The organism is Kitasatospora sp. NPDC058032 (assembly GCF_042885845.1).
In the GTDB taxonomy this organism is placed as follows: Bacteria; Actinomycetota; Actinomycetes; order Streptomycetales; family Streptomycetaceae; genus Kitasatospora.
This window is the reverse complement of the sequence record NZ_JBHVRK010000002.1, coordinates 388,962-415,023: the sequence shown is the minus strand read 5'-3', so window position 1 is coordinate 415,023 and position 26,062 is coordinate 388,962. Positions and strand designations below refer to the sequence as shown.

Genomic DNA, 26,062 nt, shown 5'->3' with positions numbered 1-26,062 from the left:
CCATGAGCAACGACCTGGCGGGTGCGGCCGCCGGTGCGGAAAAGGGCCGGTTTGGCCCTGGACGCCCTTCGGCGGATAGCCTCTCCGCCGTGCCGAAACCCGATCAAATCACCGTGAGCCCGCCCCGCCCCGCCCGGACCGGCGCCCGGCCGCTCGCCGAGGTCGCCCGCCTGCTGGGCCTGGACCCCGTCGAGGGACCCGAGGTCACCGGCGTCACCCACAACGCCCGCGAGGTCCGCCCCGGCGACGTGTACGTGGCGTTCCCGGGCGCCAACCACCACGGCGCCTCCTTCGCCGGGCAGGCCGCCGCGGCCGGCGCGGTCGCGGTGCTCACCGACCCGGCCGGCGCCGAACTGGCGGCGGGCACCGGCCTGCCGCTGCTGGTCGTCGACCGGCCCCGGGCCCGGATGGGCGAGCTCGCGGCCGCCGTCTACGACCGGCCCTCCGAGCGGCTGCTGATGATCGGGCTCACCGGCACCAACGGCAAGACCACCACCTCCTACCTGGTCGAGGGCGGCCTGCGCGGCGCCGACCGCCACCCCGGGGTGATCGGCACCGTCGAGATGCGGGTCGGCGACGAGCGGATCAAGAGCGAGCGCACCACCCCCGAGGCCACCGACCTGCACGCGATCCTCGCCGTGATGGGCGAGCGCGGCGCCGACGCGGTGACCATGGAGGTCTCCAGCCACGCCCTGGTCTACGGCCGCACCGACGGCGTGGCCTACGACGTCGCGCTGTTCAACAACCTCACCCCCGAGCACCTCGACTTCCACCCGGACATGGAGGACTACTTCCAGGCGAAGGCCCGGCTCTTCCAGCCCGGCAAGTCCCGCGCCGGCGTGGTCAACGCGGACGACGCCTACGGCCGCCGGCTCGCCGCCGAGGCGAAGATCCCGGTCGCCACCTTCTCCGCCACCGGCGCCCCGGAGGCGGACTGGCGCGCGGTGGACGTCCAGCTCGGCCCGATCGGCTCGACCTTCCGGGTGCTCGGCCCCGGCGGCGCCGAGGCGGACGCCTCCGTCCCGCTGCCCGGCCCGTTCAACGTCGCCAACGCGCTGGCCGCGATCGTCGTGCTCGCCACCGCCGGGATCCCGCTGGAGCGGGCGGTGGCCGGCGTCGCCGCCGTCCCCGGCGTGCCCGGCCGGCTGGAGCGGGTGGACGCCGGCCAGCCGTACGTCGCGGTGGTCGACTACGCGCACAAGCCGGACGCCCTGGAGGCCGTCCTCGGCTCGCTGCGCGAGGTCACCAAGGGCCGGCTGCACGTGGTGATCGGCTGCGGCGGCGACCGCGACCCGCACAAGCGGGCCCCGATGGGCGGCATCGCCGCCCGGCTGGCCGACACCGCCCTGCTGACCAGCGACAACCCGCGCAGCGAGGACCCGCTGACGATCCTCGCCACCATGCTGAACGGCGCCGCCGCGGTGCCCGAGGCCGAGCGCGGCGCCGTCCTGGTCGTGCCCGACCGCGCCGAGGCGATCGAGCTGGTGGTCGCCCGCGCCCAGGCCGGCGACACCGTGCTGGTGGCCGGCAAGGGCCACGAGCTCGGCCAGTACGTACGAGACGAGATCCGCCCCTTCGACGACCGGGAGGTGCTGCGCGAATCCATCGCGCGGACCACGGCCGCCCGGGGCACCGGAGGAGTAGAGCAGCCGTGATCGCACTGACCCTCGCCGAGGTGGCCGCCGCAGTCGGGGGAACCCTGGCCGGCGCCGACCCCGACGCCCTGGTGACCGCCCCGGTCGAGGTCGACTCCCGCAAGGTCCGCCCCGGCGGCCTGTTCGCGGCCTTCGTCGGCGAGCACGTGGACGGCCACGACTACGCGGTCACCGCCGTCGAGGCCGGCGCCGTCGCGGTGCTGGCCTCCCGCCCGGTCGGCGTGCCCGCCGTGCTGGTCGACAGCGTGGTGGACGCGCTCGGCAAGCTGGCCCGCACCGTCGTGGGCCGCTCCGACGCCGCCGTGGTCGCGCTGACCGGCTCGGCCGGCAAGACCAGCACCAAGGACCTCATCGCCCAGCTGCTCCAGCGCCTGGGCGACACCGTCTACCCGCCGGGCTCGCTCAACAACGAGATCGGCCACCCGATGACCGCCCTGCGGGTCGAGGACGCCACCCGGCACCTGGTGCTGGAGATGGGTGCCCGGCACAAGGGCGACATCGAGTACCTCACCTCGATCACCCCGCCGCGGATCGGCCTGGTGCTCAACGTCGGCACCGCGCACGTCGGCGAGTTCGGCTCCCAGGAGGCGATCGCCGAGGCCAAGGGCGAGCTGGTCGAGGCCCTGCCGGCCGACGGCGCGGCGATCCTCAACGCGGACGACCGGCTGGTGCGCGCCATGGCCGCGCGCACCAAGGCCAAGGTGGTCTACTTCGGCGAGTCCGCGCAGGCCGATGTCCGGGCACAGGACGTTCGTCTGGACTCCACCGGACGTCCATCCTTCACGCTGAGCACCCCGGCCGGTTCCGCACCGGTGCAGCTGCGCCTGTACGGTGAGCACCACGTCTCGAACGCACTCGCCGCCGCCGCGGTGGCGATGGAGCTCGGGATGACCGTCGACGACACCGCCGAAGCGCTGAGCCAGGCGGGTGCGCTGTCCCGCTGGCGCATGGAGGTCGTCGACCGGGCCGATGGTGTCACCGTCGTCAACGACGCCTACAACGCGAACCCCGACTCGATGCGGGCCGCGCTGCGGGCGCTCATCTCGATGGGGGGTCGCGGCCCGGAGCGCCGTCGCACCTGGGCGGTGCTCGGCGAGATGCGGGAGCTCGGCGAGGACAGCCTGGCCGAGCACGACGCCATCGGGCGGCTCGCCGTCCGACTGGACGTCACCAAGCTGGTGGCGGTCGGCGGACGCGAGGCGGCCTGCATGGAACTGGGCGCGAGGAACGAAGGTTCGTGGGGTGAGGAGTCGGTGCTGGTGTCCGACGCGGACGCGGCGGTCGAGCTGCTGCGCAGTCAGCTGCGGCCGGGGGATGTGGTGCTGGTGAAGGCCTCCCGTTCGGTGGGGCTGGAGAAGGTGGCCGAGGCCCTCCTCGCGGACGGTGCGGCCGAGTAATGAAGCAGATCCTCTTCTCCGGCATGATCGGCCTGATCCTGTCGCTGGCCGGCACCCCCGCGCTGATCAAGCTGCTGGCCCGGCAGGGCTACGGCCAGTACATCCGCGACGACGGCCCCAAGGCGCACCACAGCAAGAAGGGCACGCCCACCATGGGCGGCATCGCCTTCATCCTGGCGACCCTGGTGGCCTACTTCGCGACCAAGGCGATAACGGGCGAGAGCCCGACCGCCTCCGGGCTGCTGGTGCTGTTCCTGACCACCGGTCTGGGCCTGGTGGGCTTCCTCGACGACTACATCAAGGTCGTCAAGCGCCGCTCCCTGGGCCTGCGGGCCAAGGCCAAGCTGGCCGGCCAGTCCATCGTCGGCCTGGCCTTCGCGGTCCTGGCCCTGCAGTTCCCCGACAACGCCGGCCGCCGCCCGGCCTCCGAGCACCTGTCCTTCGTCCGGGACTTCGAGTGGGCGATCGGCCCGGTGCTGTTCGTCATCTTCGCGTACTTCCTGATCGCCGCCACCTCCAACGGCGTCAACCTGACGGACGGTCTGGACGGCCTGGCCACCGGTGCCTCGGTGATGGCCTTCGGCGCCTACACCTTCATCGGCGTCTGGGAGTACGGCCAGAGCTGCGCCTACGTGGCCTCGGCCACCTCCAACTGCTACGACGTCCGCGACCCGCTGGACCTCGCGGTGGTCGCGGCCGCCCTGATGGGCTCCTGCTTCGGCTTCCTCTGGTGGAACACCTCGCCCGCCAAGATCTTCATGGGCGACACCGGCTCGCTGGCCCTCGGCGGCGCGCTGGCCGGTCTGGCGATCTGCTCGCGCACCGAGATCCTGCTCGTCCTGCTGGGCGGCCTCTTCGTGATCATCACCCTCTCGGTGATCATCCAGGTCGGCTCGTTCCGGATGACCGGCAAGCGCGTCTTCAAAATGGCCCCGCTGCAGCACCACTTCGAACTCAAGGGCTGGAGCGAGGTCCTGGTCGTGGTCCGGTTCTGGATCATCCAGGGCCTGTGCGTGGCCGTCGGCCTCGGCCTCTTCTACGCGGGATGGGTGACCGGATGACCGCCCCCGGACCGACCGGACCCGACTGGGCCGGACTCCAGGTCGCGGTCGCCGGGCTCGGCGTCTCCGGCATCAGCGCCGCCCGCGTCCTGCGCGGCCTCGGCGCCGAGGTCACCGTCGTGGACGGCGGCTCCGGCGAGGGCCTGCGGGCCCGCGCCGCCGAACTGGAGGCGCTGGGCGTCACCGTCCGCCTCGGCGACGGCGCCACCCTGCCCGAGGGCACCCGGCTGGTCGTCACCTCGCCCGGCTGGCCGCCGAGCAGCCCGCTGTTCGCCGCCGCCGCCGAGGCCGGCGTCGAGGTCTGGGGCGACGTCGAGCTGGCCTGGCGCCTGCGCCGGCCGCTGCCCGCCACCGGCGAGCCGGCCCCCTGGCTGGCCGTCACCGGCACCAACGGCAAGACCACCACCGTCCAGATGCTCGCCTCGATCCTCACCGCCGCCGGCCGGCGCACCGCCGCCGTCGGCAACGTCGGGGTCTCGGTGCTGGACGCGGTGCTCGACGAGGAGCCGTACGACGTGCTCGCCGTCGAGCTCTCCAGCTACCAGCTGCACTGGGCGCCCTCGCTGCGCCCGTACGCGGCCGCCGTGCTCAACCTGGCGCCCGACCACCTCGACTGGCACGGCTCGATGGAGGCGTACGCCGCCGACAAGGGCCGGATCTACGAGGGCAACGTCGTCGCCTGCGTGTACAACCTGGCCGACCCGGCCACCGAGGCGCTGGTCCGCGAGGCCGACGTCGAGGAGGGCTGCCGGGCGATCGGCTTCGGCCTCGGCGCGCCCGGCCCGTCGAACTTCGGCGTGGTCGACGGCCTGCTGGTGGACCGCGCGTTCGTGCCCGACCGGGCCAAGAACGCCGCCGAGCTGGGCTCGGTCGAGGACGTTTCCCCGCCGGCCCCGCACAACATCACCAACGCCCTGGCGGCCGCCGCGCTGGCCCGCGCCTACGGCGTGGAGCCGAAGGCCGTCCGGGAGGGCCTGCGGGCCTTCCGCCCGGACGCGCACCGGATCGCCGAGGTCGCGGTGGTCGACGGCGTCACGTACGTCGACGACTCCAAGGCGACCAACACCCACGCCGCCGCGGCCTCGCTCGCGGCGTACCGGCCGGTCGTCTGGATCGCCGGCGGCCTGGCCAAGGGCGCGACCTTCGACGAGCTGGTCGGGGGCGCGGCCGAGCGGCTGCGGGCCGCCGTGCTGATCGGCGAGGACCGCGCGCTGATCCGCGAGGCGCTGGCGCGACACGCCCCGGATGTCCCGGTGATCGAGGCGGCCGAGGGCCAGACTGGCGCGGTGGCGATGACCGAGGTGGTCCGCGCGGCCGCGTCGCTCGCCCGAACGGGTGACACGGTACTGCTGGCCCCGGCCTGCGCCTCGATGGACATGTTCACCAACTACGGCGAGCGCGGCGACCTCTTCGCCGCGGCCGTGCGGGAGCTGGCGGACCGGTAGCGGACATGGACGGGCTCCGGCCCTGAAGCACGAAAAGGGGAGCGGTGTGGCCGGGCAGGGCAGGGCGGGTGGTTCGAGCACGCCGGAGAGAGGCGGCCCGGCCGAGTCCCTGCGGGTGATCTCGGCCACCACCACCGCCTACAAGTCGGCCGGTCCGGTCGCCCGTCTGCAGGCCTTCCGGGGCCGCGTGCGGTACGCCCTGGACCGGCCGCTCACGCCCTACCTGCTGATCGCCGGAACGGCGCTGCTGCTGGTCGTGCTCGGGCTGATGATGGTCTTCTCGGCCTCCCAGATCCTGGCGCTGGGCCAGCACCGCTCCACCCAGTTCTACTTCTTCAAGCAGCTGCTCGCGGTGGTGCTCGGCCTCGTGCTGCTGCTCGGCTTCGCCCTGGTGCCGGTGGCCGTGCTGCGGGTGATCGTCTACCCGGTGATGCTCATCGTGATCGGCGCCCTGGTCCTGGTCGCGATCCCGGGCATCGGCATGGAGGTCAACGGCAACCGGAACTGGCTGGATTTCGGCGTGTTCCAGTTCCAGCCGTCGGAGTTCGCCAAGCTGGCCCTGGTGCTCTGGGGCGCCGACCTGCTGGCCCGCAAGCAGAAGGCCGGCACGCTCGACCAGTGGAAGCACCTGCTGGTCCCGCTGGTGCCCGGCGCCCTGCTGCTGCTCGCGCTGATCATGCTCGGCGGCGACATGGGCACCTCGATGATCCTGGTCGCGATGCTGTTCGGCCTGCTGTGGATGGTCGGCGCGCCGCTGCGGCTGTTCGTCGCCACCCTCGGCGTGGCCGTGGTGGTCTGCACCGCCCTGGTGGTCACCGTCCCGCACCGGGCCGAGCGGCTCTCCTGCATCGGCGTGACCAAGCTCGACGCCGCCGGCAGCTGCTTCCAGGCCCTGCACGGCGTGTACTCGTTCGGCCTCGGCGGCCTCTTCGGCTCCGGACTCGGCGCCGGCGTGGAGAAGTGGGGCCAGCTCCCGGAGGCGCACACCGACTTCATCTTCGCCACCACGGGCGAGGAACTCGGTCTGGTGGGGACGCTGTCGGTGATCGGTCTCTTCGCGGCACTAGGCTACGCGGGTATCCGTGTGGCCATCGGCACGAAGGATCCCTTCGTCAGGTACGCCGCGGGAGCCGCCACCACCTGGATCATGGCGCAGGCCGTGATCAACCTGGGGTCGGCGCTGGGACTGCTGCCCATCGCGGGCGTCCCGCTCCCGCTGTTCTCCTACGGCGGTTCCGCCATGCTGTCGGCCATGTCCGCGATCGGGGTGCTGCTCTGCCTGGCACGCAGCAGCTCGGGCGCGAAGGCGGCCCTGGCCGCCCGGAGCAAGAACTCCCGGATCAGGAAGCAGCTGGCCCGGGTGCTGCCACGACGACGAACCACAGCGCGCCCGGCCAGCGGGCCGGCACGCAGGGAGCGGTGAATTTCGGTGCATGTCGTACTCGCCGGCGGGGGGACCGCCGGTCACATCGAGCCGGCCATGGCCCTCGCGGACGCCCTCCGCAGGCACGACCCGTCCATCGGGATCACCGCCCTCGGCACCGAGCGCGGCCTGGAGACCCGACTGGTGCCCGAGCGCGGCTACCAGCTGGAGCTGATCCCGGCCGTCCCGCTGCCCCGCAAGCCCACCCCCGAGCTGATCACCGTCCCGGGCCGGCTGCGCGGCACCGTCCGGGCCGCCCAGGAGATCATCGAGCGGGTCAAGGCGGACGCCGTGGTCGGCTTCGGCGGCTACGTCGCGATGCCCGCCTACCTGGCCGCCAAGCGGGCCGGTGTGCCGATCGTGGTGCACGAGGCCAACGCCCGGCCCGGCCTGGCCAACAAGATCGGCGCCCGGTACAGCGACTTCGTCGCCGTCTCCACGCCGGACAGCAAGCTGCGCGACTCCCGGTACATCGGCATCCCGCTGCGCCGGACCATCGCGACCCTGGACCGGGGCGCCGCCCGCCCGGACGCCCGGCACTACTTCGGCCTCGACCAGCGGTTGCCCACCCTGCTGGTCACCGGCGGCTCGCAGGGCGCCCGCCGGCTGAACGAGACGATCACCGCGATCGCCCCCCGGCTCCAGCAGTACGGGGTGCAGATCCTGCACGCGGTCGGCCCGAAGAACGAGCTGCCGCAGGTGGACGAGATCCCCGGGATGCCGCCGTACCGCCCGGTGCCGTACCTGGACCGGATGGACCTCGCGTACGCCGCGGCCGACATGATGCTCTGCCGGGCCGGCGCCATGACGGTGGCCGAGCTGGCCGCGGTCGGTCTGCCCGCCGCCTTCGTACCGCTGCCGATCGGCAACGGCGAGCAGCGGCTGAACGCCCAGCCGATGGTCAAGGCCGGCGGCGGCCTGCTGGTCGACGACGCCGAGCTGAGCCCGGACTGGGTGCTGCAGAACGTGCTGCCGGTGCTCACCGACCCGCAGCGGCTCTGGGACATGAGCCGGGCCGCCGCCGAGTTCGGCCGCCGGGACGCCGACGAGCTGCTGGTCGGCATGGTCTACGAGGCCATCGAGGCCGCCCGGGGCGGCCGCCGCCGTGGCTGACGCCCGGCTCGCCGATCCCCTCGACGAGGAGTTCGAGGCCGAGGAGTACGCTCCTCGGCTCCGGCTCTCCCGACGGGGGGTGCTGGTGCTGGGCGGTCTGACCGCGGTACTCCTGGGCGTCCTGTCCTGGCTGGTGTTCTTCTCCTCGGTGCTGGAGGTGCGTTCGGTCTCCGTGCAGGGGATGCGGGACGACCGGCTGACGGCCGACGAGGTCCGCTCGGCGATCGGCGGGGTCGGTTCCGGCCCGCTGGCCCGGGTGGACCTCGACGACGCCCGGCGACGGGTGGAGGCGATCCCCCGGGTGGCGAAGGCGGAGGTCTGGCGGGGCTGGCCGAACACCCTGCGGGTGAAGGTCACCCAGCGCACGGCGGTCGCCGCCGTCAAGGGCGATGACGGCCAGTTCACCCAGGTCGACGCCGGCGGCGTGAGCTTCGCCACCGAGCCGGCCGCCCCGGAGGGGGTGCCGGTGGTGGAGCTGAAGCTCAGCCAGCAGGCCCTCGACGTGGAGTCGGTGATCGGCCGTGGGCAGCTGGTGCAGGGCGCGGTGGCGGTGGCCGCCGGCCTGCCGGCGGACGTCCGGCAGCGGGCCGGGGCCGTGCTGGTGCACTCGTACGACGACATCCAGTTGCAGCTCGACGGGGGAGTGACGGTGCGCTGGGGGAGCTCCGAGCAGACCGATCGAAAAGCCCGGGTGCTGGTGGCGCTGCTGAATCAGAAGGGTACGAACTTCGACGTGAGCGCCCCGGACTCGCCTGCGGTGTCGTGATGATCCGGTAGGTTTTCTACGACAAGGTGGGCTTGACGCGGTTTCGCCTCGGGCCGACCCTTGATGGTCACCCCGGTTTCATCCGGTGGTCGATGATCACATAGGCTCAAAAGAAAAAGGGAAGCTCGGCGTGTTCGTTGAAACGCGTGCCCGGAGCCACCTAGTGTCCTGTGTCACCAGACTGTGTTCCCTGGTGATGTGACAGAGGCACAGCACTAACCCTAAAGGTCAAGTTTAGGGTTGGGGTCGGCGGTCGGCATTTCGGACATTACGTCAGAAACCAGGCTCCCTACCCATCGACATCCGTCGGTTCGGCCCGCACCGGGCATCGGGCCGACCCGGAAATTCGAGGCGAGAGGCCTTCGACGTGGCAGCACCGCAGAACTACCTCGCAGTCATCAAGGTCGTCGGTATCGGCGGCGGTGGTGTCAACGCCATCAACCGGATGATCGAGGTCGGTCTCAAGGGCGTCGAGTTCATCGCGATCAACACCGATGCGCAGGCCCTCCTCATGAGCGACGCCGACGTCAAGCTCGATGTGGGCCGTGAACTCACCCGGGGCCTCGGCGCCGGCGCCAACCCCGAGGTCGGCCGCAAGGCCGCCGAGGACCACCGCGAGGAGATCGAGGAGGTCCTCAAGGGGGCCGACATGGTCTTCGTCACCGCCGGTGAGGGCGGCGGCACCGGCACGGGCGGCGCGCCGGTCGTCGCCAACATCGCCCGCTCGCTGGGCGCGCTCACCATCGGCGTGGTCACCCGCCCGTTCACCTTCGAGGGCCGGCGCCGCGCCAACCAGGCCGAGGACGGCATCGCCTCCCTGCGCGAAGAGGTCGACACCCTCATCGTGATCCCCAACGACCGGCTGCTGTCCATTTCGGACCGCCAGGTCAGCGTTCTGGACGCGTTCCGCTCGGCCGACCAGGTCCTGCTCTCCGGTGTCCAGGGCATCACCGACCTGATCACCACCCCGGGTCTGATCAACCTCGACTTCGCCGACGTCAAGTCCGTCATGTCGGACGCCGGCTCGGCGCTCATGGGCATCGGCTCGGCCCGCGGTGAGGACCGCGCCAAGGCCGCCGCCGTGATGGCGATCTCCTCGCCGCTGCTGGAGGCCTCGATCGACGGCGCCCGCGGCGTCCTGCTCTCCATCTCCGGTGGCTCGGACCTCGGTCTGTTCGAGATCAACGAGTCCGCCCAGCTGGTCAGCGAGGCGGCCCACCCCGAGGCCAACATCATCTTCGGCGCCGTCATCGACGACGCCCTCGGCGACGAGGTCCGGGTCACCGTCATCGCGGCCGGCTTCGACGGCGGTCAGCCGCCGGCCATCGTCCGCGAGCCGGTGGTCAAGGCGAGCGCGGCCCCGGCCGGCTCGTCGTCCTCCTCGGCGTCCGGCGGCAGCGCCCCCGAGCGTCCGGCCGGCCGGCCGTCGTACGGCGGCATCGGCTCGGTGACCTCCCGTCCGGAGGGCGAGGGCGCCGCCCCGGCCCGCCCGACCGAGGCCCCGGCCACCGCGACCGCCGCCCCGGTGCCGCCGCAGGTGCAGCCGGCCCGCCAGCCGTTCGTGGAGAGCCCGGCCGAGGAGCTCGACGTTCCGGACTTCCTTAAGTGATCGACCACGCGGTCCGCGACGGTGCTCACTTCGCCTTCACCACCCGGTGGGGCGGGGTGAGCACTTCGCCGTACGGGGAGCTGAACCTCGGCGGCGCGGTGGGGGACGACCCGGTGGCCGTCCGGGAGAACCGGGCGATCGCGGCCCGCGCGCTCGGCCTCGACCCGGCCGACGTGGTCTGGATGAACCAGGTGCACGGGGCCGAGGTGGCCGTGGTGACGGAGCGGCAGCCGGCCGGGCAGGCCCCGACCGTCGACGCCGTGGTCACCGACCGGCCGCTGGCGCTGGCGGTGCTCACCGCCGACTGCACGCCGGTATTGCTGGCCGACCCGGTCGCGGGTGTGGCGGGCGCCGCCCACGCCGGACGGCCCGGCCTCGCCGCCGGGGTGGTCCCCGCGGTGGTCCGGGCGATGGTGGAGCTCGGCGCCGAGCCCGGGCGGATCGTCGCCGCCACCGGCCCGGCCGTCTGCGGCCGCTGCTACGAGGTGCCCGCGCAGTTGCGCGCCGAGGTCGCCGACCGGGTGCCGGCCGCGTACGCGCAGACCTCCTGGGGGACCCCGGCGCTGGACGTGCCGGAGGGAGTCGCGGCCCAGCTGGCCGCCGTGGGTGTCACCGAGCTGGTGCGATCACCGGTCTGCACCCTCGAATCCGCCGATCACTACTCCTACCGCCGCGAGCAGCGCACGGGCCGGCTCGCGAGCTACGTCTGGTTGGGCTCTGAACACTGATGACGAACGACATCTACGGACCGTTCCCGAGTGGTTCCGATCGGTTTCCGGACAAGGACTGGCTGGACGCGCTGACGGAGGGGCAGCGTGCCCGGTACGAGGAACTGGGCACCAACCTGGAGGTCGTCGAGCGCCGGATCGCCGACGCCTGCGCCGCCGCCGGCCGGGCGCGTGACGAGGTCCGGCTGATCGTGGTCACCAAGACCTACCCCGCCGAGGACACCGCGCTGCTGGCCGGTCTGGGCGTCACCGACGTCGCGGAGAACCGTGACCAGGACGCCGCGCCCAAGGCGGAGCAGTGCAGAAACCTTCCGCTGGCCTGGCACTTCGTCGGCCAGCTGCAGACCAACAAGGTCCGCTCGGTCGTCCGCTACTCCGACCACGTCCACTCGGTGGACCGGCCGCGGCTGGTGGAGTCGCTCGGCGCGGCGGTCCGCAAGGCCGAGCGCGCCGACCTCGGCTGCCTGGTGCAGATCGCGCTCGACAAGGAGCACGGCGAGGGTGAGCACCGCGCCGGCGTCGCCCCGGCGGACGTCGCGGCGCTGGCCGACGCGATCGCCGACACGCCCGGGCTGCGCCTGGACGGTGTGATGACCGTCGCTCCGCTGGCCGGTCCGCTGGCCGGCGACCCGGCGGCGGCCTTCGATCGGCTGGCGGAAATCGCAACCGCCGTACGGACCGCCCATCCGGCTGCCACCATGGTGTCGGCAGGGATGAGCGGTGACCTTGAGCAGGCCATTGCCGCCGGAGCGACACATGTGCGCGTCGGAACGGCGGTACTCGGAGTGCGGTCACCCCTCGGGTAACGTCACCGGGTAGTAGATCAGACTGCAGGACAAAATAGGACAGAAGCTAGCAGCTTATCTGAGCGCTAGCCAACCGTGGATCGCAGCTCCGCGGCCCTCATCCACGAACTTTGACCGGCCGTCGGCCTGACGAAGCGTCGTGGGCGGACCGCGGAATCCGCAAGGCGGGGCCGCTCGGCCCGGCCGCCGGGACGGAGCCGGTCCACCACAAGCGGAGGAGACAGGAGCATGGCCGGCGCGATGCGCAAGATGGCGGTCTACCTCGGCCTCGTGGAGGACGAGACGTACGACGGCCAGGGGTACGACCCCGATGACGACTACGACGCGGACCCCGAGCCGATCCGGACCGGACGGACCGAGGACATCCCCCGGCCGGCCGCGCCGGCGCCCGCGCCGGTCTCCTCGATCACCCCGCAGCCGGTGCCGGCCGCCGTCCCGATCCGTCAGGAGACCCCGAGGATGGCCCCAGTGTCGTCCATCACACCCGAACGCCGCCACAACCTGGAGAAGAGCGCCCCGGTGATCATGCCCAAGGTCGTGAACGAACGAGAGCCCTACCGCATCACCACGCTGCACCCTAGGACCTACAACGAGGCCCGTACCATCGGCGAACAGTTCCGTGGCGGGACCCCCGTGATCATGAATCTCACGGAGATGGACGACACCGACGCGAAGCGGCTCGTAGACTTCGCCGCTGGACTCGTCTTCGGTCTGCACGGCAGTATCGAGCGCGTGACGCAGAAGGTGTTCCTCCTGTCTCCTGCTAACGTCGATGTCACGGCGGAGGACAAGGCTCGGATCGCCGAGGGTGGGTTCTTCAACCAGAGCTGACCCGGCCACGACTTTACGTGTGGATCTGATCGACAGTGAGTTAGCGACAGGCGAGCGGCCCCAGGGCCGGGAATCGGGGAGAGAGAAGCGCGATGGAGATCGTGTGGGCAGTGCTCTATTACGCACTGACCGTCTTCCTGGTGTTCCTGCTCGTGCGGCTGGTGATGGACTGGGTGTTCCAGTTCGCGCGTTCGTGGCGGCCCGGCAAGGCCATGGTTCTGGTCCTGGAGGCCACGTACACTGTCACGGATCCGCCGCTCAAGCTTCTGCGGCGGTTCATTCCGCCGCTGCGTCTCGGGGGCGTGGCGCTCGACCTGTCCTTCTTCGTACTGATGATCATTGTGTATGTCCTGATCTCGCTTGTGCGGCCCTAGTCGTAGGTGAGCGATGCGACAGGATGCCGGTGTGCCGACGATCACGTTGAGGTGAAGAGATGCCATTGACCCCCGAGGACGTTCGGAACAAGCAGTTCACGACCGTCCGCCTGCGCGAAGGCTATGACGAGGACGAGGTCGATGCCTTCCTCGACGAGGTCGAGGCGGAGCTGACCCGTCTCCTCCGCGAGAACGAGGACCTGCGCGCCAAGCTGGCCGCCGCGACCCGGGCCGCCGCGCAGAACCAGGCCAACATGCGCAAGGAGCCGCCGCAGGACGCGCGCCCCGGCGCCCCGGTGCCGGCGGCCATATCCGGCCCGCCGGTCCCCGGGCAGCAGGGTGGCCCCGGTGGCCCGCAGCAGATGGGCCCGGGCGGTCCGCAGCAGCAGATGGGCCCCGGCCCGCAGCAGCAGATGGGCAACCAGCCGCTCGGCCTGCCGTCCGGCGCCCCGCAGCTGCCCGCCGGTCAGGGCGGCCCGATGGGCCCCGGCCCGCAGCAGCAGCAGATGGGCCAGACCATGGGCGGCCAGCAGCAGCTGGTCCAGCCGATGGGCGGTCAGATGCTCCAGCCGATGGGCGGCCCCGGCGGCCCGCAGGGCATGGGCAACCCCATGGGCCAGGGCATGGGCCAGCAGCAGATGCAGCAGATGGGCGGCCCCATGGGCGGTCCGCAGCAGCAGATGGGCGGCCCGCTCGGCGCTCCGATGCAGCAGCAGGGCCCCGGTGGCGACAGCGCCGCCCGCGTGCTGGCGCTCGCTCAGCAGACCGCCGACCAGGCGATCTCCGAGGCGCGTTCCGAGGCCAACAAGATCGTCGGCGAGGCACGCAGCCGTGCCGAGGGTCTGGAGCGCGACGCCCGTGCCAAGGCCGACGCGCTGGAGCGGGACGCCCAGGAGAAGCACCGGGTCGCGATGGGCTCGCTGGAGTCCGCCCGCGCCACGCTGGAGCGCAAGGTCGAGGACCTGCGGGCGTTCGAGCGTGAGTACCGGACGCGCCTGAAGTCCTACCTGGAGACCCAGCTGCGCCAGCTGGAGTCGCAGGCGGACGACTCGCTCGCCCCGCCGCGGATCCCGGCCACCGCTTCGCTGCCGCCGGCCGCGTCGTCGATGGCTCCGGCCGGTGCCGGTGCGATGAGCAGCCCGTCGCCGAGCTTCGGTGGCAGCCAGCCCTCGTTCGGCGGGAACCAGCCCTCCTTCGGCGGGCAGAGCTCCTTCGGCGGGAACTCGGGTGCGCAGGGCTTCGGCGGGCAGGCCTCGGGAGGGAACTCGGGCGCGCCGCAGATGCAGCCGGCCGGGATGACCCAGCCGATGGCGGCGGTCCGGCCGCAGCCGCCGCAGCCGATGCAGCAGGCTCCCGCGCCGATGCGGGGCTTCCTGATCGACGAGGACGGCGACAACTAGCGGTAGCCGTTCGGCGGAGCGCCCCCTTCTCGACCCTTCGGGGTCGGGGAGGGGGCGCTTCTTTCTGCGCCGTGAACGGAAGGACGGGAGCAGAAGGGGAACCGCCGCCGCCTCCGGGGAGGCGACGGCGGTCACCGGGGGGTCGGTCAGGCCTTGCGGAGCTGGAAGGCGAGGCCGAGCGAGTCGTCGGAGAAGGTGTCGGACTGCCAGTCGGCGGCGCCGGCGGCGAAGTCGGTGGCGAGGACCTCCTCGGCGACGAGGGCACCGTGCTCGGCGATGGCCTCCGCGGTCTCGTCGCCGGTGGCCCGCCAGCGCAGGACGATGCGGTCGGCGACGTCCAGGCCGGAGTTCTTGCGGGCCTCCTGGATCTGGCGGATCGCGTCGCGGGCGATGCCGAGGCGCTTCAGCTCGGGGGTGATCGCCAGGTCGAGGGCCACGGTGGCGCCGGACTCGTTGGCGACGGCCCAGCCCTCGCGCGGCGTCTCGGTGATGATCACCTCGTCGGGGGAGAGGACGACGCTCTCGCCGTTCAGCTCCACCGAGGTGGTGCCCTGGGCCCGCAGTTCGGTGGCGAGCCTGGCGGCGTCCGCGGCGGCGACCGCCTTGGCGACGTCCTGCACGCCCTTGCCGAAGCGCTTGCCCAGCGCGCGGAAGTTGGCCTTGGCGGTGGTGTCGACCAGCGAGCCGCCGACCTTGGCCAGCGACTCCAGGCCGGAGACGTTGAGCTCCTCGGCGATCTGCGCGCGCAGGTCGGCGGGCAGCTCGTCCCAGCCCTGGGCGGCGACCAGCGCGCGGGACAGCGGCTGACGGGTCTTCACCCCGGACTCGGCGCGGGTGGCCCGGCCCAGTTCGACCAGGCGGCGGACCAGCGCCATGTGGCGGGAGAGCTCGGCGTCGATCAGCGACTCGTCGGCCTGCGGCCAGCTCGCCAGGTGGACCGAGGCCGGCGCGTCCGGGACGACCGGGACGACCAGGTCCTGCCAGACCCGCTCGGTGATGAACGGGGTGAGCGGGGCCATCAGCCGGGTGACGGTCTCCAGCGCCTCGTGCAGGGTGGCGAGCGCGGCGGCGTCGCCCTGCCAGAAGCGGCGGCGGCCGCGGCGGACGTACCAATTGGAGAGGTCGTCGACGAAGCCGGAGAGCAGCTTGCCGGCGCGCTGGGTGTCGTACGCCTCGAAGGCCGCGTCGACCTCGCGGACCAGGGTGTTCAGCTCGGAGAGCACCCAGCGGTCCAGCTGCGGACGGTCGGCCGGGGCCGGGTCGGCCGCGGACGGCGCCCAGCCGGAGGTGCGGGCGTAGAGGGCCTGGAAGGCGACGGTGTTCCAGTAGGTGAGGAGGGTCTTGCGGACCACCTCCTGGATGGTGCCGTGGCCGACCCGGCGGGCCGACCAGGGCGAGCCGCCGGCGGCCATGAACCAGCGGACGGCGTCGGCTCCGTGCTGGTCCATCAGCGGGATGGGCTGCAGGATGTTGCCCAGGTGCTTGGACATCTTGCGGCCGTCCTCGGCCAGGATGTGGCCCAGGCAGACGACGTTCTCGTAGCTGTTCCTGTCGAACACCAGGGTGCCGACGGCCATCAGGGTGTAGAACCAGCCGCGGGTCTGGTCGATCGCCTCGGAGATGAACTGCGCCGGGTAGCGCTTCTCGAACAGCTCCTTGTTCTCGTACGGGTAGCCGTACTGGGCGAAGGGCATCGAGCCCGAGTCGTACCAGGCGTCGATGACCTCGGGGACCCGGGTGGCGGTGCCGCCGCAGTCGCGGCAGGCGAAGGTGACCTCGTCGATGTACGGGCGGTGCGGGTCGAGGTCGCTCTGGTCGGTGCCGGTCAGCTCGGTGAGCTCGGCCAGCGAGCCGACGCAGGTGAGGTGGCCCTCCTCGCAGCGCCAGATCGGCAGCGGGGTGCCCCAGTAGCGGTTGCGGCTGAGCGCCCAGTCGATGTTGTTGTTCAGCCAGTCGCCGAAGCGGCCGTGCTTGACGTTCTCGGGGAACCAGTTGGTGGCCTCGTTCTCCCGGATCAGGGCGTCCTTGACCGCGGTGGTGCGGATGTACCAGGACGGCTGCGCGTAGTAGAGCAGCGCGGTGTGGCAGCGCCAGCAGTGCGGGTAGCTGTGCTCGTACGGCAGGTGGCGGAAGAGCAGGTCGCGCGCCTGGAGGTCCTTGACCAGGGCCTCGTCGGCCTTCTTGAAGAACTGGCCGCCGACCAGCGGGACCCCGGGGGCGAAGGTGCCGTCGGCCAGCACCGGGTTGACCACCGGCAGGCCGTACCTGCGGCAGGTCGCGAGGTCGTCGGCGCCGAAGGCGGGCGACTGGTGGACGATGCCGGTGCCGTCCTCGGTGGTGACGTAGTCGGCGTTGAGGACGTAGTGCGCGTTCTCGATCTCGACCAGGTCGAACGGGCGGCGGTAGGCCCAGCGCTCCATCTCGGCGCCGGTGAAGGACTCGCCGGTCGGCTCCCAGCCCTCGCCGAGGGCCTTGGCCAGCAGGGGCTCGGCGACCACCAGCTGCTCGGTGCCGTCGGTGGCCACCACGTAGGTGACCTCGGGGTGCACGGCGGCGGCGGTGTTGGAGACCAGGGTCCACGGGGTGGTGGTCCACACCAGCAGGGCGGCGCGGCCGGCCAGCGGGCCGCTGGTCAGCGGGAAGCGGACGAAGACCGAGGGGTCGACGACGGTCTCGTAGCCCTGGGCCAGCTCGTGGTCCGAGAGGCCGGTGCCGCAGCGCGGGCACCAGGGGGCGACCCGGTGGTCCTGGACCAGCAGGCCCTTGTCGAAGATCTGCTTGAGCGACCACCAGACGGACTGCACGTAGGACGGGTCCATGGTGCGGTAGGCCTCGTCGAGGTCGACCCAGTAGCCCATCCGGGTGGTCAGCTCGGTGAAGGCGTCGGTGTGGCGGGTCACCGACTCCCGGCACTTGGCGTTGAACTCGGCGATGCCGAACGCCTCGATGTCCTGCTTGCCGGAGAAGCCCAGCTCCTTCTCGACGGCCAGCTCGACCGGGAGGCCGTGGCAGTCCCAGCCGGCCTTGCGGGCGACGTGGAAGCCCTTCATCGTCCGGTAGCGGGGGAAGACGTCCTTGAAGACGCGGGCCTCGATGTGGTGGGCGCCGGGCATGCCGTTGGCGGTCGGCGGGCCCTCGTAGAAGACCCACTCCGGGCGGCCCTCGGACTGCTCCAGGCTGCGCTGGAAGACCTTGTTGTCCTGCCAGAAGGACAGGATCTGGTGTTCGAGGGCGGGCAGGTCGACCTGCGCGGGGACGGGGTTGTAGGTGGTGGCCATCGCGGGCGTCTACCTCCGGCGGATGCGTGGACGGGATCCGACGGAGGGACGAGACGGCGTGCCGTCCCGCGGTACCACCCTCCTTGGCCGCGGTCCTGACTGCGGCCCTCTTGTTTGGGCTTGCGGCCGGGTCTACTGGGCCGACGAGTGTCGTCGCGGACCGTTCTTCCGGCGGCTCCGGGGTGATCTTCGCGCGGTGCACACCCCCGGGCTCGCACCGTCCCCGGGTCGCTGGTGGCTGCGTACTGCGGTACTCGTCCCCATCTGTGCCTTGCAGGCCCAGTGTATCGGCCGTCGCAAGTCGGTTTCGGCGCGCCGGGGCGAGGGGCACAACTCTGTTCGGCGTGCTGGGCGTGGCGGCTGTGACGTCTGCCCGGGTGGGATCATTGTGGGGCGTCGGTATGTCATGTTGTGACCGTTTTTGATCGGGATTATCGTTCCGGCACTGGAGGCCGCCGGGAACCGGCGGCTCGATTCGTTCGTAGATGGGGTCGAAGCCATGGCTGAGAAGGCAACCGTCGCGGGTACCGCCACCAAGCGGGCACGCAAGGCCGTGGCAGGCGACCCAGGGGAGGGGACCGTGACCACTACCGCACGGCGCAAGAACACCACCGACACCGCCCTCGTGGCCCCGGGCCTTACCCGTACCCCGGCCGCGGCCGGGACCGCCGCCCGGTCCGCCGGGGGCGCCGAATCGGTCGACCCGGCCGAGCTACCGGTCCGACCCGGCGAGGATCCGTGGACCTCCGCGGAGGTCCACGAGCTGCACGCCGAGCTGATCAGCGAACTGGAACGGCTCCAGCACGAGATCGGCGCGGCCGAGGCCGCCATCACCGGTCTGATGCGCGACTCCAACGACGGGGCCGGCGACGACCAGGTGGACGCCGGGACGAAGAACATCTCGCGGGAGAGCGAGCTCGCGCTGGCCAACAACGCCCGGGACAGCCTCGCCCAGACCGAGCACGCGCTGGCCCGGCTGGAGGGCGTCGGCTTCGGCACGTGCGAGTCCTGCGGCCAGGCCATCGGCAAGGCGCGGATGCAGGCCTTCCCGCGGGCGACGCTCTGTGTCCAGTGCAAGGCCAAGCAGGAACGCCGCTGACGACTCCGGGCGACCCACCGGGGCGACGCGGGGGGTCGGGCTTGCCGTAGGCTCGACCCCGTAACGTCGCCCGATCCCTCGCTGGACCGGGCTTCCACCGGCCCTCGGCCCCACGTCACGGCAGCGGAGCGGATCATCAGTACGCAAGGTTCCCCCCAGACCCGGGACGACGCCGTCCCGACGCCCGCCGATGTCGTGGCCGGGACCCCGGAGAACGGGGAGGCGCCCGCCGCTCAGCCGCAGGCGCCCGCGCAGCCGGAGGCACCCGTGCAGACCGAGCGTCCGGCCCCGACCGGGGAACCCGCGCAGACCGAGGAGCCCAAGGGGCCCCGGCGGGTCGGCGTGCTGATGGCCGTCGCCCTGCTCGCCTTCCTGATCGACCTCAGCAGCAAGCTGCTGGTCGTGGCCCGGCTGGAGAACCACGCGGCGATCAAGGTGATCGGCGACGTGGTGACCTTCCAGGTGATCCGCAACTCCGGCGCCGCCTTCGGCATGGGGCAGGCGCTGACCGTCGTCTTCACCGTGATCGCCTCGTCCGTCATCGTGGTGATCTGGCGGATCGCCCGGCGGCTGTACAGCCTGCCCTGGGCGATCGCGCTCGGCCTGCTGCTCGGCGGGGCGCTCGGCAACCTCACCGACCGGCTGTTCCGCTCGCCCGACGTCTTCCGCGGGCACGTGGTGGACTTCATCTCCGTCCAGCACTTCGCGGTCTTCAACCTCGCCGACTCGGCGATCGTCTGCGGCGGCATCCTCGTCGTCCTGCTCTCCTTCCGCGGCAGCAACCCGGACGGCACCGTGCACCAGCAGGCGGAGAAGGGCGAGAAGGGCGAGAAGGCCGACAAGGCCGAGTAGCGCCCGCCCGGGCCTCGGGCCCGGGACGGCAGCGGGCGGTGGGGCGGCCCGCGTCCGGCATACTCGTACGGGTGAGTACCGCAGCGCAGATCCGCAGCCTCCCCGTTCCCGACGGCCTGGAGGGCGAGCGCCTCGACGCCGCCCTGGCCCGGATGTTCGGCTTCTCCCGGACCAAGGCCGCCGAGCTGGCCGCCGACGGGAAGGTGACGCTCGACGGCGCCGTCGCCGGCAAGTCCGACCGGGTCACCGCCGGCTCCTGGCTGGAGGTCGAGATCCCGGCGCCCGCCGCGCCGGTGCAGATCGTCGCCGAGCCGGTCGAGGGCATGCGCATCGTCCACGACGACGAGGACATCGTGCTCGTCGACAAGCCGGTCGGCGTCGCCGCCCACCCCAGCCCCGGCTGGACCGGCCCCACCGTGATCGGCGGGCTCGCCGCGGCCGGCTACCGGATCTCCACCTCCGGCGCCGCCGAGCGCCAGGGCGTCGTGCACCGGCTCGACGTCGGCACCTCCGGGCTGATGGTGGTGGCCAAGTCGGAGCGCGCCTACACCGACCTCAAGCGGCAGTTCCACGACCGGGTGACCGAGAAGAAGTACCACACGCTGGTCCAGGGCCACCCGGACCCGCTCAGCGGCACCGTCGACGCGCCGATCGGGCGGCACCCCAGCTCCGACTGGAAGTGGGCCGTCACCCGCGAGGGCAAGCCGTCGGTCACCCACTACGACCTCATCGAGGCCTACCGGGCCGCCTCGCTGCTGGACATCAAGCTGGAGACCGGCCGCACCCACCAGATCCGCGTCCACATGTCGGCGCTGCGCCACCCCTGCGTCGGCGACCTCACCTACGGGGCCGACCCGACGCTCGCCAAGCGGCTCGGCCTGACCCGGCAGTGGCTGCACGCCGTGTCGCTCGGCTTCGAGCACCCGGCGGACGGCGAGTGGGTGCAGTTCGCCAGTGAGTACCCCGCGGACCTGCGGAAGGCGCTCGACATCATCGCTTCGGAGAGCTGAGGGCGACGGGGATGGCGGCGATGATCCGGGTGGCGCGCGGCGAGGCCGACCTCGCGCTGGTGCACGGGGTCCGGCGGGACGTCTTCATCGTCGAGCAGGGGATCGCCGAGGAGGAGGAGTGGGACGACCTCGACTCCACCTCGGAGCACCTGCTGGCGATCGGCCCGGACGGTGAGCCGGTCGGGACCGTGCGGCTGATCTTCGGCGAGCAGGCGCTGAAGGTCACCGGCGGGATCGAGGGCCGGGTGCTGCTCGGCCGGCTCGCGGTGCTGGCGGCGGCCCGGGGGACCGGGCTCGGCGCGGAGCTGGTACGGGCGGTGGAGGCCGCCGGGCTGGCGCGCGGGGCGCGCGAGGTGGAGTTGCACGCGCAGGTGCAGGCGCTCGGGTTCTACGAGCGCCTGGGGTACCTGGCCGAGGGGCCGGTGTACGACGACGCCGGGATCCCGCACCGGACGATGACCCGGGTGCTGTAACCGGGCCGCTGCGGCCGGGCCGACCGGCCGGCCCGGCCGCAGCGGTCGGCCCGGTGGGCAGCGGTGGTTTTATCGGACGCCTACTCCGCATGCGGCTACGATCACCGCCATGGAGCTCGGTGGGGCGTGGCGCCGGTGGCGAGGCCGTGGGACGGCCGCCGGACGGAGACTGGTGGCCGGGGCGGTGGCCCTGGTGGCCGTGGCCGGGGTCGGGACGGCGGTGGCCGTCGCGGCCGGGGGCGAGCAGTCCGTCCATCAGGAGGATCGTTTCCTCGCGATGCCCGAGACGCCCGGCAGCGCCCAGGTCGTCCAACTGGACACCTCCTTCTTCACCACCGGGGACAGCCCGCGACCGGCGGTGCTGCTCGGGCACGGCTTCGGCGGCTCCAAGGAGGGCGAGCGGGAACGCGCCCGGGAACTGGCCCGGCAGGGGTACGCGGTGCTGACCTGGTCGGCGCGCGGCTTCGGGCGGTCCGGCGGCAGGATCGGGCTGAACGCCCCGGACCGCGAGGTCGAGGACGTCAAGCACCTGGTCGACTGGCTGGCGCAGCGCCCCGAAGTACAGCTGGACGGCCCCGGCGACCCCCGGGTGGGGATCACCGGGGCCTCGTACGGCGGCGCGGTGGCGCTGCTCGGCTCGGCCTACGACAGCCGGATCGACGCCGTGGCCAGCGCGATCACCTGGTGGAACCTGGCCGACGCGCTGTTCCCGCAGGGGGTGCGCGGCTCGGGCGCCGTGGACGGCGTGTTCAAGAAGCTGTGGGCCGGGATCTTCTTCACCACCGGCTCGGTGGGCGAGCTCGGACCCTCCGGCGGCGCGGCGCGGCCGGCCCTGGCACCCGACCAGGGCGGCGGGCAGGTCGGCTGCGGCCGGTTCCTGGACGAGCTGTGCCGGATGTACGACCGGGTGGCGGCCTCCGGGCACGCCGACCCCGAGGCCGTCGCGCTGCTCGAACGTTCCAGCCCGTCCTCGGTCGCCGCGCGGCTGAAGGCGCCCACCCTGGTGATCCAGGGTCAGCAGGACTCGCTGTTCCCGCTCGACCAGGGCGACGCGATCGCCCGGGCGGTGGCCGCCAACGGCGCCCCGGTGGCGGTGGACTGGTTCGCCGGCGGGCACGACGGCGCGACCGACACCAGTGACCGGGTGGACACCCGGACGACGGAGTGGTTCGACCGCTTCCTGAAGGGCGACGGCCCCAAGGGTGCCGCCGCCGAGGGCGATGCCGCGAAGGCCGGGGGGAGCGGCCCGGCGTTCCGGGTGACCCGGACCGGCGGGGTCGACTCGACGGGCTTCCAGGCGGTGCTGCGCGGGGCCAGCGCGGACGCCTACCCGGGCCTCGGCGGCACCGGCTCCCGGCAGGTCGAGCTGAAGGCACCCACCGGCGAGCCGGAGCAGGCCTTCGCCAACCCGCCGGGCGGGGCGCCGCCCAACATCTCCGCGCTGCCGGGCTTCGGCGGCGCGCTCAGCCAGGCCTCCTCGCTGGGCGCCGGACTGTCGCTGGACTTCCCCGGCCAGTTCGCCGCCTTCGAGTCGGCGCCGCTGGACTCCTCGGTGCACCTGACCGGACAGCCGACCGTGCCGGTCCGGGTGCGGGCCGACCGGCCGGACGCGGTGCTCTTCGCCAAGCTGTACGACGTCGCCCCGGACGGCAAGCAGAGCCTGCCGCAGCAGCTGTCCGCGCCGCTGCGGGTGACCGGTGCCGACGCACCCGAGGGCAGGAACGTCACGGTGGCGCTGCCCACCGTCGACCACACCTTCGACGCCGGACACCGGCTGCGGCTGGTGCTCGCCTCCACCGACCTCGCGTACGCCTCGCCCGTCGAGCCCGCCACCTACCGGGCGGCCGTCACCGGACCGGTGACCCTGCCGACCGTGGACGGGCTGGTCACCGAGGCGGCGCCGCTGCCGTCCCGGACCTGGGTGCTGCCGCTGGTCGCGCTCGCGCTGGCCGCCGCGCTGGTGCTGGTGCCGAGGCTGCGCGCGGCCAGGAGCACGCGCCGGGCGCACGGACCGGCGTACGACCCGGCGCTCGCCGGGGTTCCGCTGCAGATCACCGGTTTGAGCAAGCGCTACAAGGGCGCCGCCGACCGCTACGCCGTCCGCGACCTGGGCTTCCGGGTGGAGCAGGGCCAGGTGCTCGGCCTGCTGGGACCCAACGGCGCGGGCAAGACCACCACGCTGCGGATGCTGATGGGCCTGATCCGGCCGGACGCCGGTGAGATCCGGATCTTCGGCCACCTGGTGCGGCCCGGCGCGCCGGTGCTCTCCCGGGTCGGCGCGTTCGTCGAGGGCGCGGGCTTCCTGCCGCACCTCACCGGGCGGGCCAACCTGCGGCTGTACTGGCAGGCCACCGGCCGCCCGGAGCAGGACGCGCACCTGGAGGAGGCGCTGGCCATCGCCGGGCTGGGCGAGGCGCTGGACCGGGCGGTGCGCACCTACTCGCAGGGCATGCGGCAGCGTCTGGCGATCGCCCAGGCCATGCTCGGCCTGCCGGACCTGCTGATCCTCGACGAGCCGACCAACGGGCTCGACCCGCCGCAGATCCGCGAGATGCGCGAGGTGATGATCCGGTACGCGGCGGCCGGGAGGACCGTCATCGTCTCCAGCCACCTGCTGGCCGAGGTCGAGCAGAGCTGCACCGACCTGGTGGTGATGGACCGGGGCCGGCTGGTCACCACCGGCGCGGTCGCGGAGATCGTCGGCGCGGGCGCGCAGCTGCTGGTCGGTACCGACGCCTCGTTCGGGGCGGCGGAGCTGGCGGCGGCGGCCGACAAGGTGGCCGCGCTGGCCGGGGTCGGCTCGGCCGAGGCCGTCGAGGGCGGGCTGCTCGTCCGGCTGGACGGCATGGCGGGCAGTCAGCTGCTCGCCGAGCTGGTGCGGCTCGGTGTGCCGGTGGAGTCGGCCGGGCCGCAGCGCCGGCTGGAGGACGCGTTCCTGTCGCTGATCGGAGGTGCGGCGTGAGCGCCGTGGGTGCTGAGGTGTCGGCCGATCACGCGGCCGGCTACCGGGCCGGGCGGACGCTGCCGTTCCGGGTCGAGGTGGTCCGTCAGCTGCGGCGGCGCCGGACGCTGGTGATCGGCGGGGTGCTGGCCGCGATGCCGCTGCTGGTGCTGGCGGCGTTCGCGGTCGCGGGTACCCCCCGGCGGACCGACCGGACGACGTTCATCGAGCTCGCCACCTCCTCCGGGCCGAACTTCGCGGCGACCATGCTCTTCATGGGCACCGGCTTCCTGCTGGTGATCCCGGTCGCGCTGTTCTGCGGGGACACGGTGGCCTCGGAGGCGAGCTGGTCCTCGCTGCGCTACCTGCTGGCGGCGCCGGTGCCGCGGGCGCGGCTGCTGGTGCGCAAGTTCCTGGTGGGGCTGCTCTTCTCGGCGGTGGCCGTGACGCTGCTGCCGCTGGTCGGGCTGCTGGTCGGCACCGCCGCGTACGGCTGGGGGGACCTCCAGCTGCCGGCCGGGGCCAGTCTGACCGCCGGGGAGGCGCTGCCGCGGCTGGCGGTCGCGGTGGTCTACGTGTTCCTGAGCGAGATCGTGATCGCCGCGATGGCGTTCTGGCTCTCCACCGCCACGGACGCGCCGCTGGGGGCGGTCGGCGGGGCGGTGTTCGGCTCGATCATCACCGGGGTGCTGGACGCCATCACGGCGCTCGGGGACCTGCGGGCCTGGCTTCCGGCGCACTGGCAGTACGCGTGGGCGGACGCCCTGCAGCCGCGGATGGAGTGGGGCGGCATGGTGCAGGGCGTCTCGCTGTCGCTGTCCTACGCGGTGGTGCTGCTGGCGCTGGCCTTCCGGGGGTTCACCCGCAAGGACGTGGTGTCGTAGGCGCGGTGTCGTAGGCGTGGCGCGGTACCGGTTCGTGTGACGGCCCCGCCCCCCGGCGTCCCTCGCGGGGGCCGGGGGCGGGGCCGATCGGCTCCGGTACGCGGTCAGTTCTCGTACGGGGCGGTGGGGGTGGCGGCCGTCGCGCGGCGCCGGGTCCGCAGGATCAGGAGGCCGCCCGCGGCGACCAGCAGGCCGCCGGTCGCGAGCAGACCGCCGACCGGTGCGCCGGTCTCGGGCAGGTGGCCGCCGTTGTGCGGCGGCTCCGGGTGCGGGCCGGGGCCGTTGGCCGGCGGCTTGCCGTGGTCGCCGCCGTCGCCCGGCGGCTTTCCGTGGTCACCGCCGTGGCCCGGGTGCTTGGGGCAGCCCTTGTGGTCGTGCTCCTTCGGGGGGCAGAGCAGGACGGTGACGCGGAGCTTCACGTCGGGGCTGCGGACCTCGCCGCCCTGGGGGTCGGTGGCGGTGGCGTGGGCGGTGTTGGTCACCTGGCCGGCTTTGGCGTCGGCTTCGGTGACGGTGTAGTCGGCGTGGCAGGTGGTGCTCTCGCCGGGGTTGAGGGTGGTGCGGTCGCAGGTGACCTTGGTGGCGCGGTCGTCGGTGACGGTGAGGTTCTTCAGCGTGGCCGTGCCGCTGTTGGTGACCGTGTAGGTGTACGTGATGGTCTCGCCGACGTGCAACAAGCCGGAGGGGTTGGCCTTCTTGGTGATGGTCAGCGCGGTTGCCCCGGTGGTGACGGGCAGGGTGACCTGTGCGTCGGGGCTGCGGACCTCGCCGCCCTGGGGGTCGGTGGCGGTGGCGTGGGCGGTGTTGGTCACCTGGCCGGTCTTGGCGTCGGCTTCGGTGACGGTGTAGTCGGCGTGGCAGGTGGTGCTCTCGCCGGGGTTGAGGGTGGTGCGGTCGCAGGTGACCTTGGTGGCGCG

The 26,062-nt window shown here is 72.8% G+C and carries 21 protein-coding genes; 19 read left to right on the top strand and 2 right to left on the bottom strand.

The window, feature by feature from the left end:
- Nucleotides 1-2 precede the first annotated feature (2 nt).
- From ACFVUH_RS04795 to ACFVUH_RS04735, 13 genes are all read left to right on the top strand, one after another.
- Nucleotides 3-1,655, top strand: a complete 1,653-nt coding sequence (locus ACFVUH_RS04795; RefSeq protein WP_387911198.1) for a UDP-N-acetylmuramoyl-L-alanyl-D-glutamate--2,6-diaminopimelate ligase — start codon at nt 3-5, stop codon at nt 1,653-1,655.
- Nucleotides 1,652-3,052 carry a UDP-N-acetylmuramoyl-tripeptide--D-alanyl-D-alanine ligase gene (gene murF, locus ACFVUH_RS04790; protein WP_387788496.1) on the top strand — a complete coding sequence of 467 codons (1,401 nt, stop codon included), beginning with the start codon at nt 1,652-1,654 and terminating at the stop codon, nt 3,050-3,052. Before ACFVUH_RS04795 ends, murF begins: the two co-directional genes overlap by 4 nt.
- The gene (gene mraY / locus ACFVUH_RS04785; protein ID WP_350544130.1) at nt 3,052-4,113 is read left to right on the top strand and encodes a phospho-N-acetylmuramoyl-pentapeptide-transferase; all 1,062 of its coding nucleotides are present in this window, start codon (nt 3,052-3,054) and stop codon (nt 4,111-4,113) included. Before murF ends, mraY begins: the two co-directional genes overlap by 1 nt.
- A complete protein-coding gene (gene murD, locus ACFVUH_RS04780; protein WP_387911196.1) occupies nt 4,110-5,558 on the top strand; it encodes a UDP-N-acetylmuramoyl-L-alanine--D-glutamate ligase in 1,449 nt (482 codons plus the stop codon). Before mraY ends, murD begins: the two co-directional genes overlap by 4 nt.
- 46 nt (nt 5,559-5,604) lie before the next feature.
- The gene (gene ftsW / locus ACFVUH_RS04775; RefSeq protein ID WP_387911194.1) at nt 5,605-6,981 is read left to right on the top strand and encodes a putative lipid II flippase FtsW; all 1,377 of its coding nucleotides are present in this window, start codon (nt 5,605-5,607) and stop codon (nt 6,979-6,981) included.
- 6 nt (nt 6,982-6,987) lie between these two features.
- On the top strand, nt 6,988-8,094 hold the full coding sequence (gene murG, locus ACFVUH_RS04770; protein ID WP_355361699.1) for an undecaprenyldiphospho-muramoylpentapeptide beta-N-acetylglucosaminyltransferase: 1,107 nt from the start codon (nt 6,988-6,990) through the stop codon (nt 8,092-8,094).
- Nucleotides 8,087-8,860: a cell division protein FtsQ/DivIB gene (locus ACFVUH_RS04765; RefSeq protein WP_387911192.1), complete on the top strand. Its 774-nt coding sequence runs from the start codon at nt 8,087-8,089 to the stop codon at nt 8,858-8,860. The genes murG and ACFVUH_RS04765 overlap by 8 nt, the downstream gene beginning before the upstream one ends.
- A 367-nt stretch (nt 8,861-9,227) precedes the next feature.
- Complete coding sequence (gene ftsZ, locus ACFVUH_RS04760; protein ID WP_387911190.1) at nt 9,228-10,469, top strand: cell division protein FtsZ; 1,242 nt, start codon at nt 9,228-9,230, stop codon at nt 10,467-10,469.
- On the top strand, nt 10,466-11,197 hold the full coding sequence (gene pgeF, locus ACFVUH_RS04755; RefSeq protein WP_355361693.1) for a peptidoglycan editing factor PgeF: 732 nt from the start codon (nt 10,466-10,468) through the stop codon (nt 11,195-11,197). The genes ftsZ and pgeF overlap by 4 nt, the downstream gene beginning before the upstream one ends.
- Complete coding sequence (locus ACFVUH_RS04750) at nt 11,197-12,003, top strand: YggS family pyridoxal phosphate-dependent enzyme (protein WP_387911188.1); 807 nt, start codon at nt 11,197-11,199, stop codon at nt 12,001-12,003. Before pgeF ends, ACFVUH_RS04750 begins: the two co-directional genes overlap by 1 nt.
- 228 nt (nt 12,004-12,231) lie before the next feature.
- Nucleotides 12,232-12,834 carry a cell division protein SepF gene (locus ACFVUH_RS04745; RefSeq protein WP_350544118.1) on the top strand — a complete coding sequence of 201 codons (603 nt, stop codon included), beginning with the start codon at nt 12,232-12,234 and terminating at the stop codon, nt 12,832-12,834.
- A 92-nt stretch (nt 12,835-12,926) separates the two neighbouring features.
- Complete coding sequence (locus tag ACFVUH_RS04740) at nt 12,927-13,208, top strand: YggT family protein (RefSeq protein WP_030301231.1); 282 nt, start codon at nt 12,927-12,929, stop codon at nt 13,206-13,208.
- Between the two features lie 59 nt (nt 13,209-13,267).
- A complete protein-coding gene (locus ACFVUH_RS04735) occupies nt 13,268-14,608 on the top strand; it encodes a DivIVA domain-containing protein (protein WP_387911187.1) in 1,341 nt (446 codons plus the stop codon).
- Nucleotides 14,609-14,754: 146 nt separating this feature from the next.
- On the opposite strand, the gene ileS is transcribed toward ACFVUH_RS04735, so the two are convergent.
- A complete protein-coding gene (gene ileS / locus ACFVUH_RS04730; RefSeq protein WP_387911186.1) occupies nt 14,755-17,886 on the bottom strand; it encodes an isoleucine--tRNA ligase in 3,132 nt (1,043 codons plus the stop codon).
- 580 nt (nt 17,887-18,466) lie between these two features.
- On the opposite strand from ileS, the gene ACFVUH_RS04725 reads away from it, so the two are divergent.
- The 6 genes from ACFVUH_RS04725 to ACFVUH_RS04700 all read left to right on the top strand — a co-directional run bounded on the left by ACFVUH_RS04725 (nt 18,467) and on the right by ACFVUH_RS04700 (nt 25,145).
- Nucleotides 18,467-18,985: a TraR/DksA family transcriptional regulator gene (locus tag ACFVUH_RS04725; protein ID WP_387911184.1), complete on the top strand. Its 519-nt coding sequence runs from the start codon at nt 18,467-18,469 to the stop codon at nt 18,983-18,985.
- A 132-nt stretch (nt 18,986-19,117) separates the two neighbouring features.
- Nucleotides 19,118-19,837: a signal peptidase II gene (lspA, locus tag ACFVUH_RS04720; protein WP_355362097.1), complete on the top strand. Its 720-nt coding sequence runs from the start codon at nt 19,118-19,120 to the stop codon at nt 19,835-19,837.
- A 71-nt stretch (nt 19,838-19,908) separates the two neighbouring features.
- The gene (locus ACFVUH_RS04715; protein ID WP_355361682.1) at nt 19,909-20,847 is read left to right on the top strand and encodes an RluA family pseudouridine synthase; all 939 of its coding nucleotides are present in this window, start codon (nt 19,909-19,911) and stop codon (nt 20,845-20,847) included.
- Between the two features lie 11 nt (nt 20,848-20,858).
- Complete coding sequence (locus tag ACFVUH_RS04710) at nt 20,859-21,320, top strand: GNAT family N-acetyltransferase (RefSeq protein WP_387911183.1); 462 nt, start codon at nt 20,859-20,861, stop codon at nt 21,318-21,320.
- 109 nt (nt 21,321-21,429) lie between these two features.
- Entirely contained in the window at nt 21,430-24,282 is a 2,853-nt protein-coding gene (locus ACFVUH_RS04705) for an alpha/beta fold hydrolase (protein WP_387911181.1), read from the top strand.
- A gap of 17 nt (nt 24,283-24,299) precedes the next feature.
- Nucleotides 24,300-25,145, top strand: a complete 846-nt coding sequence (locus tag ACFVUH_RS04700; protein WP_355361676.1) for an ABC transporter permease subunit — start codon at nt 24,300-24,302, stop codon at nt 25,143-25,145.
- Nucleotides 25,146-25,249: 104 nt separating this feature from the next.
- On the opposite strand, the gene ACFVUH_RS04695 is transcribed toward ACFVUH_RS04700, so the two are convergent.
- Nucleotides 25,250-26,062: LPXTG cell wall anchor domain-containing protein (locus ACFVUH_RS04695; RefSeq protein ID WP_387911179.1), on the bottom strand; the 813-nt coding region annotated here is incomplete at its 5' end.

Excerpts from the sequence above, each read along its gene's own strand:
- ACFVUH_RS04795 (WP_387911198.1), top strand. The coding sequence starts at position 3 with ATGAGCAACGACCTGGCGGGTGCGGCCGCCGGTGCGGAAAAGGGCCGG.
- mraY (WP_350544130.1), top strand. The coding sequence starts at position 3,052 with ATGAAGCAGATCCTCTTCTCCGGCATGATCGGCCTGATCCTGTCGCTG.
- murD (WP_387911196.1), top strand. The coding sequence starts at position 4,110 with ATGACCGCCCCCGGACCGACCGGACCCGACTGGGCCGGACTCCAGGTC.
- ACFVUH_RS04750 (WP_387911188.1), top strand. The coding sequence starts at position 11,197 with ATGACGAACGACATCTACGGACCGTTCCCGAGTGGTTCCGATCGGTTT.
- ACFVUH_RS04745 (WP_350544118.1), top strand. The coding sequence starts at position 12,232 with ATGGCCGGCGCGATGCGCAAGATGGCGGTCTACCTCGGCCTCGTGGAG.
- ACFVUH_RS04740 (WP_030301231.1), top strand. The coding sequence starts at position 12,927 with ATGGAGATCGTGTGGGCAGTGCTCTATTACGCACTGACCGTCTTCCTG.
- ACFVUH_RS04735 (WP_387911187.1), top strand. The coding sequence starts at position 13,268 with ATGCCATTGACCCCCGAGGACGTTCGGAACAAGCAGTTCACGACCGTC.
- ileS (WP_387911186.1), bottom strand. The coding sequence starts at position 17,886 with ATGGCCACCACCTACAACCCCGTCCCCGCGCAGGTCGACCTGCCCGCC.
- ACFVUH_RS04710 (WP_387911183.1), top strand. The coding sequence starts at position 20,859 with ATGGCGGCGATGATCCGGGTGGCGCGCGGCGAGGCCGACCTCGCGCTG.
- ACFVUH_RS04705 (WP_387911181.1), top strand. The coding sequence starts at position 21,430 with ATGGAGCTCGGTGGGGCGTGGCGCCGGTGGCGAGGCCGTGGGACGGCC.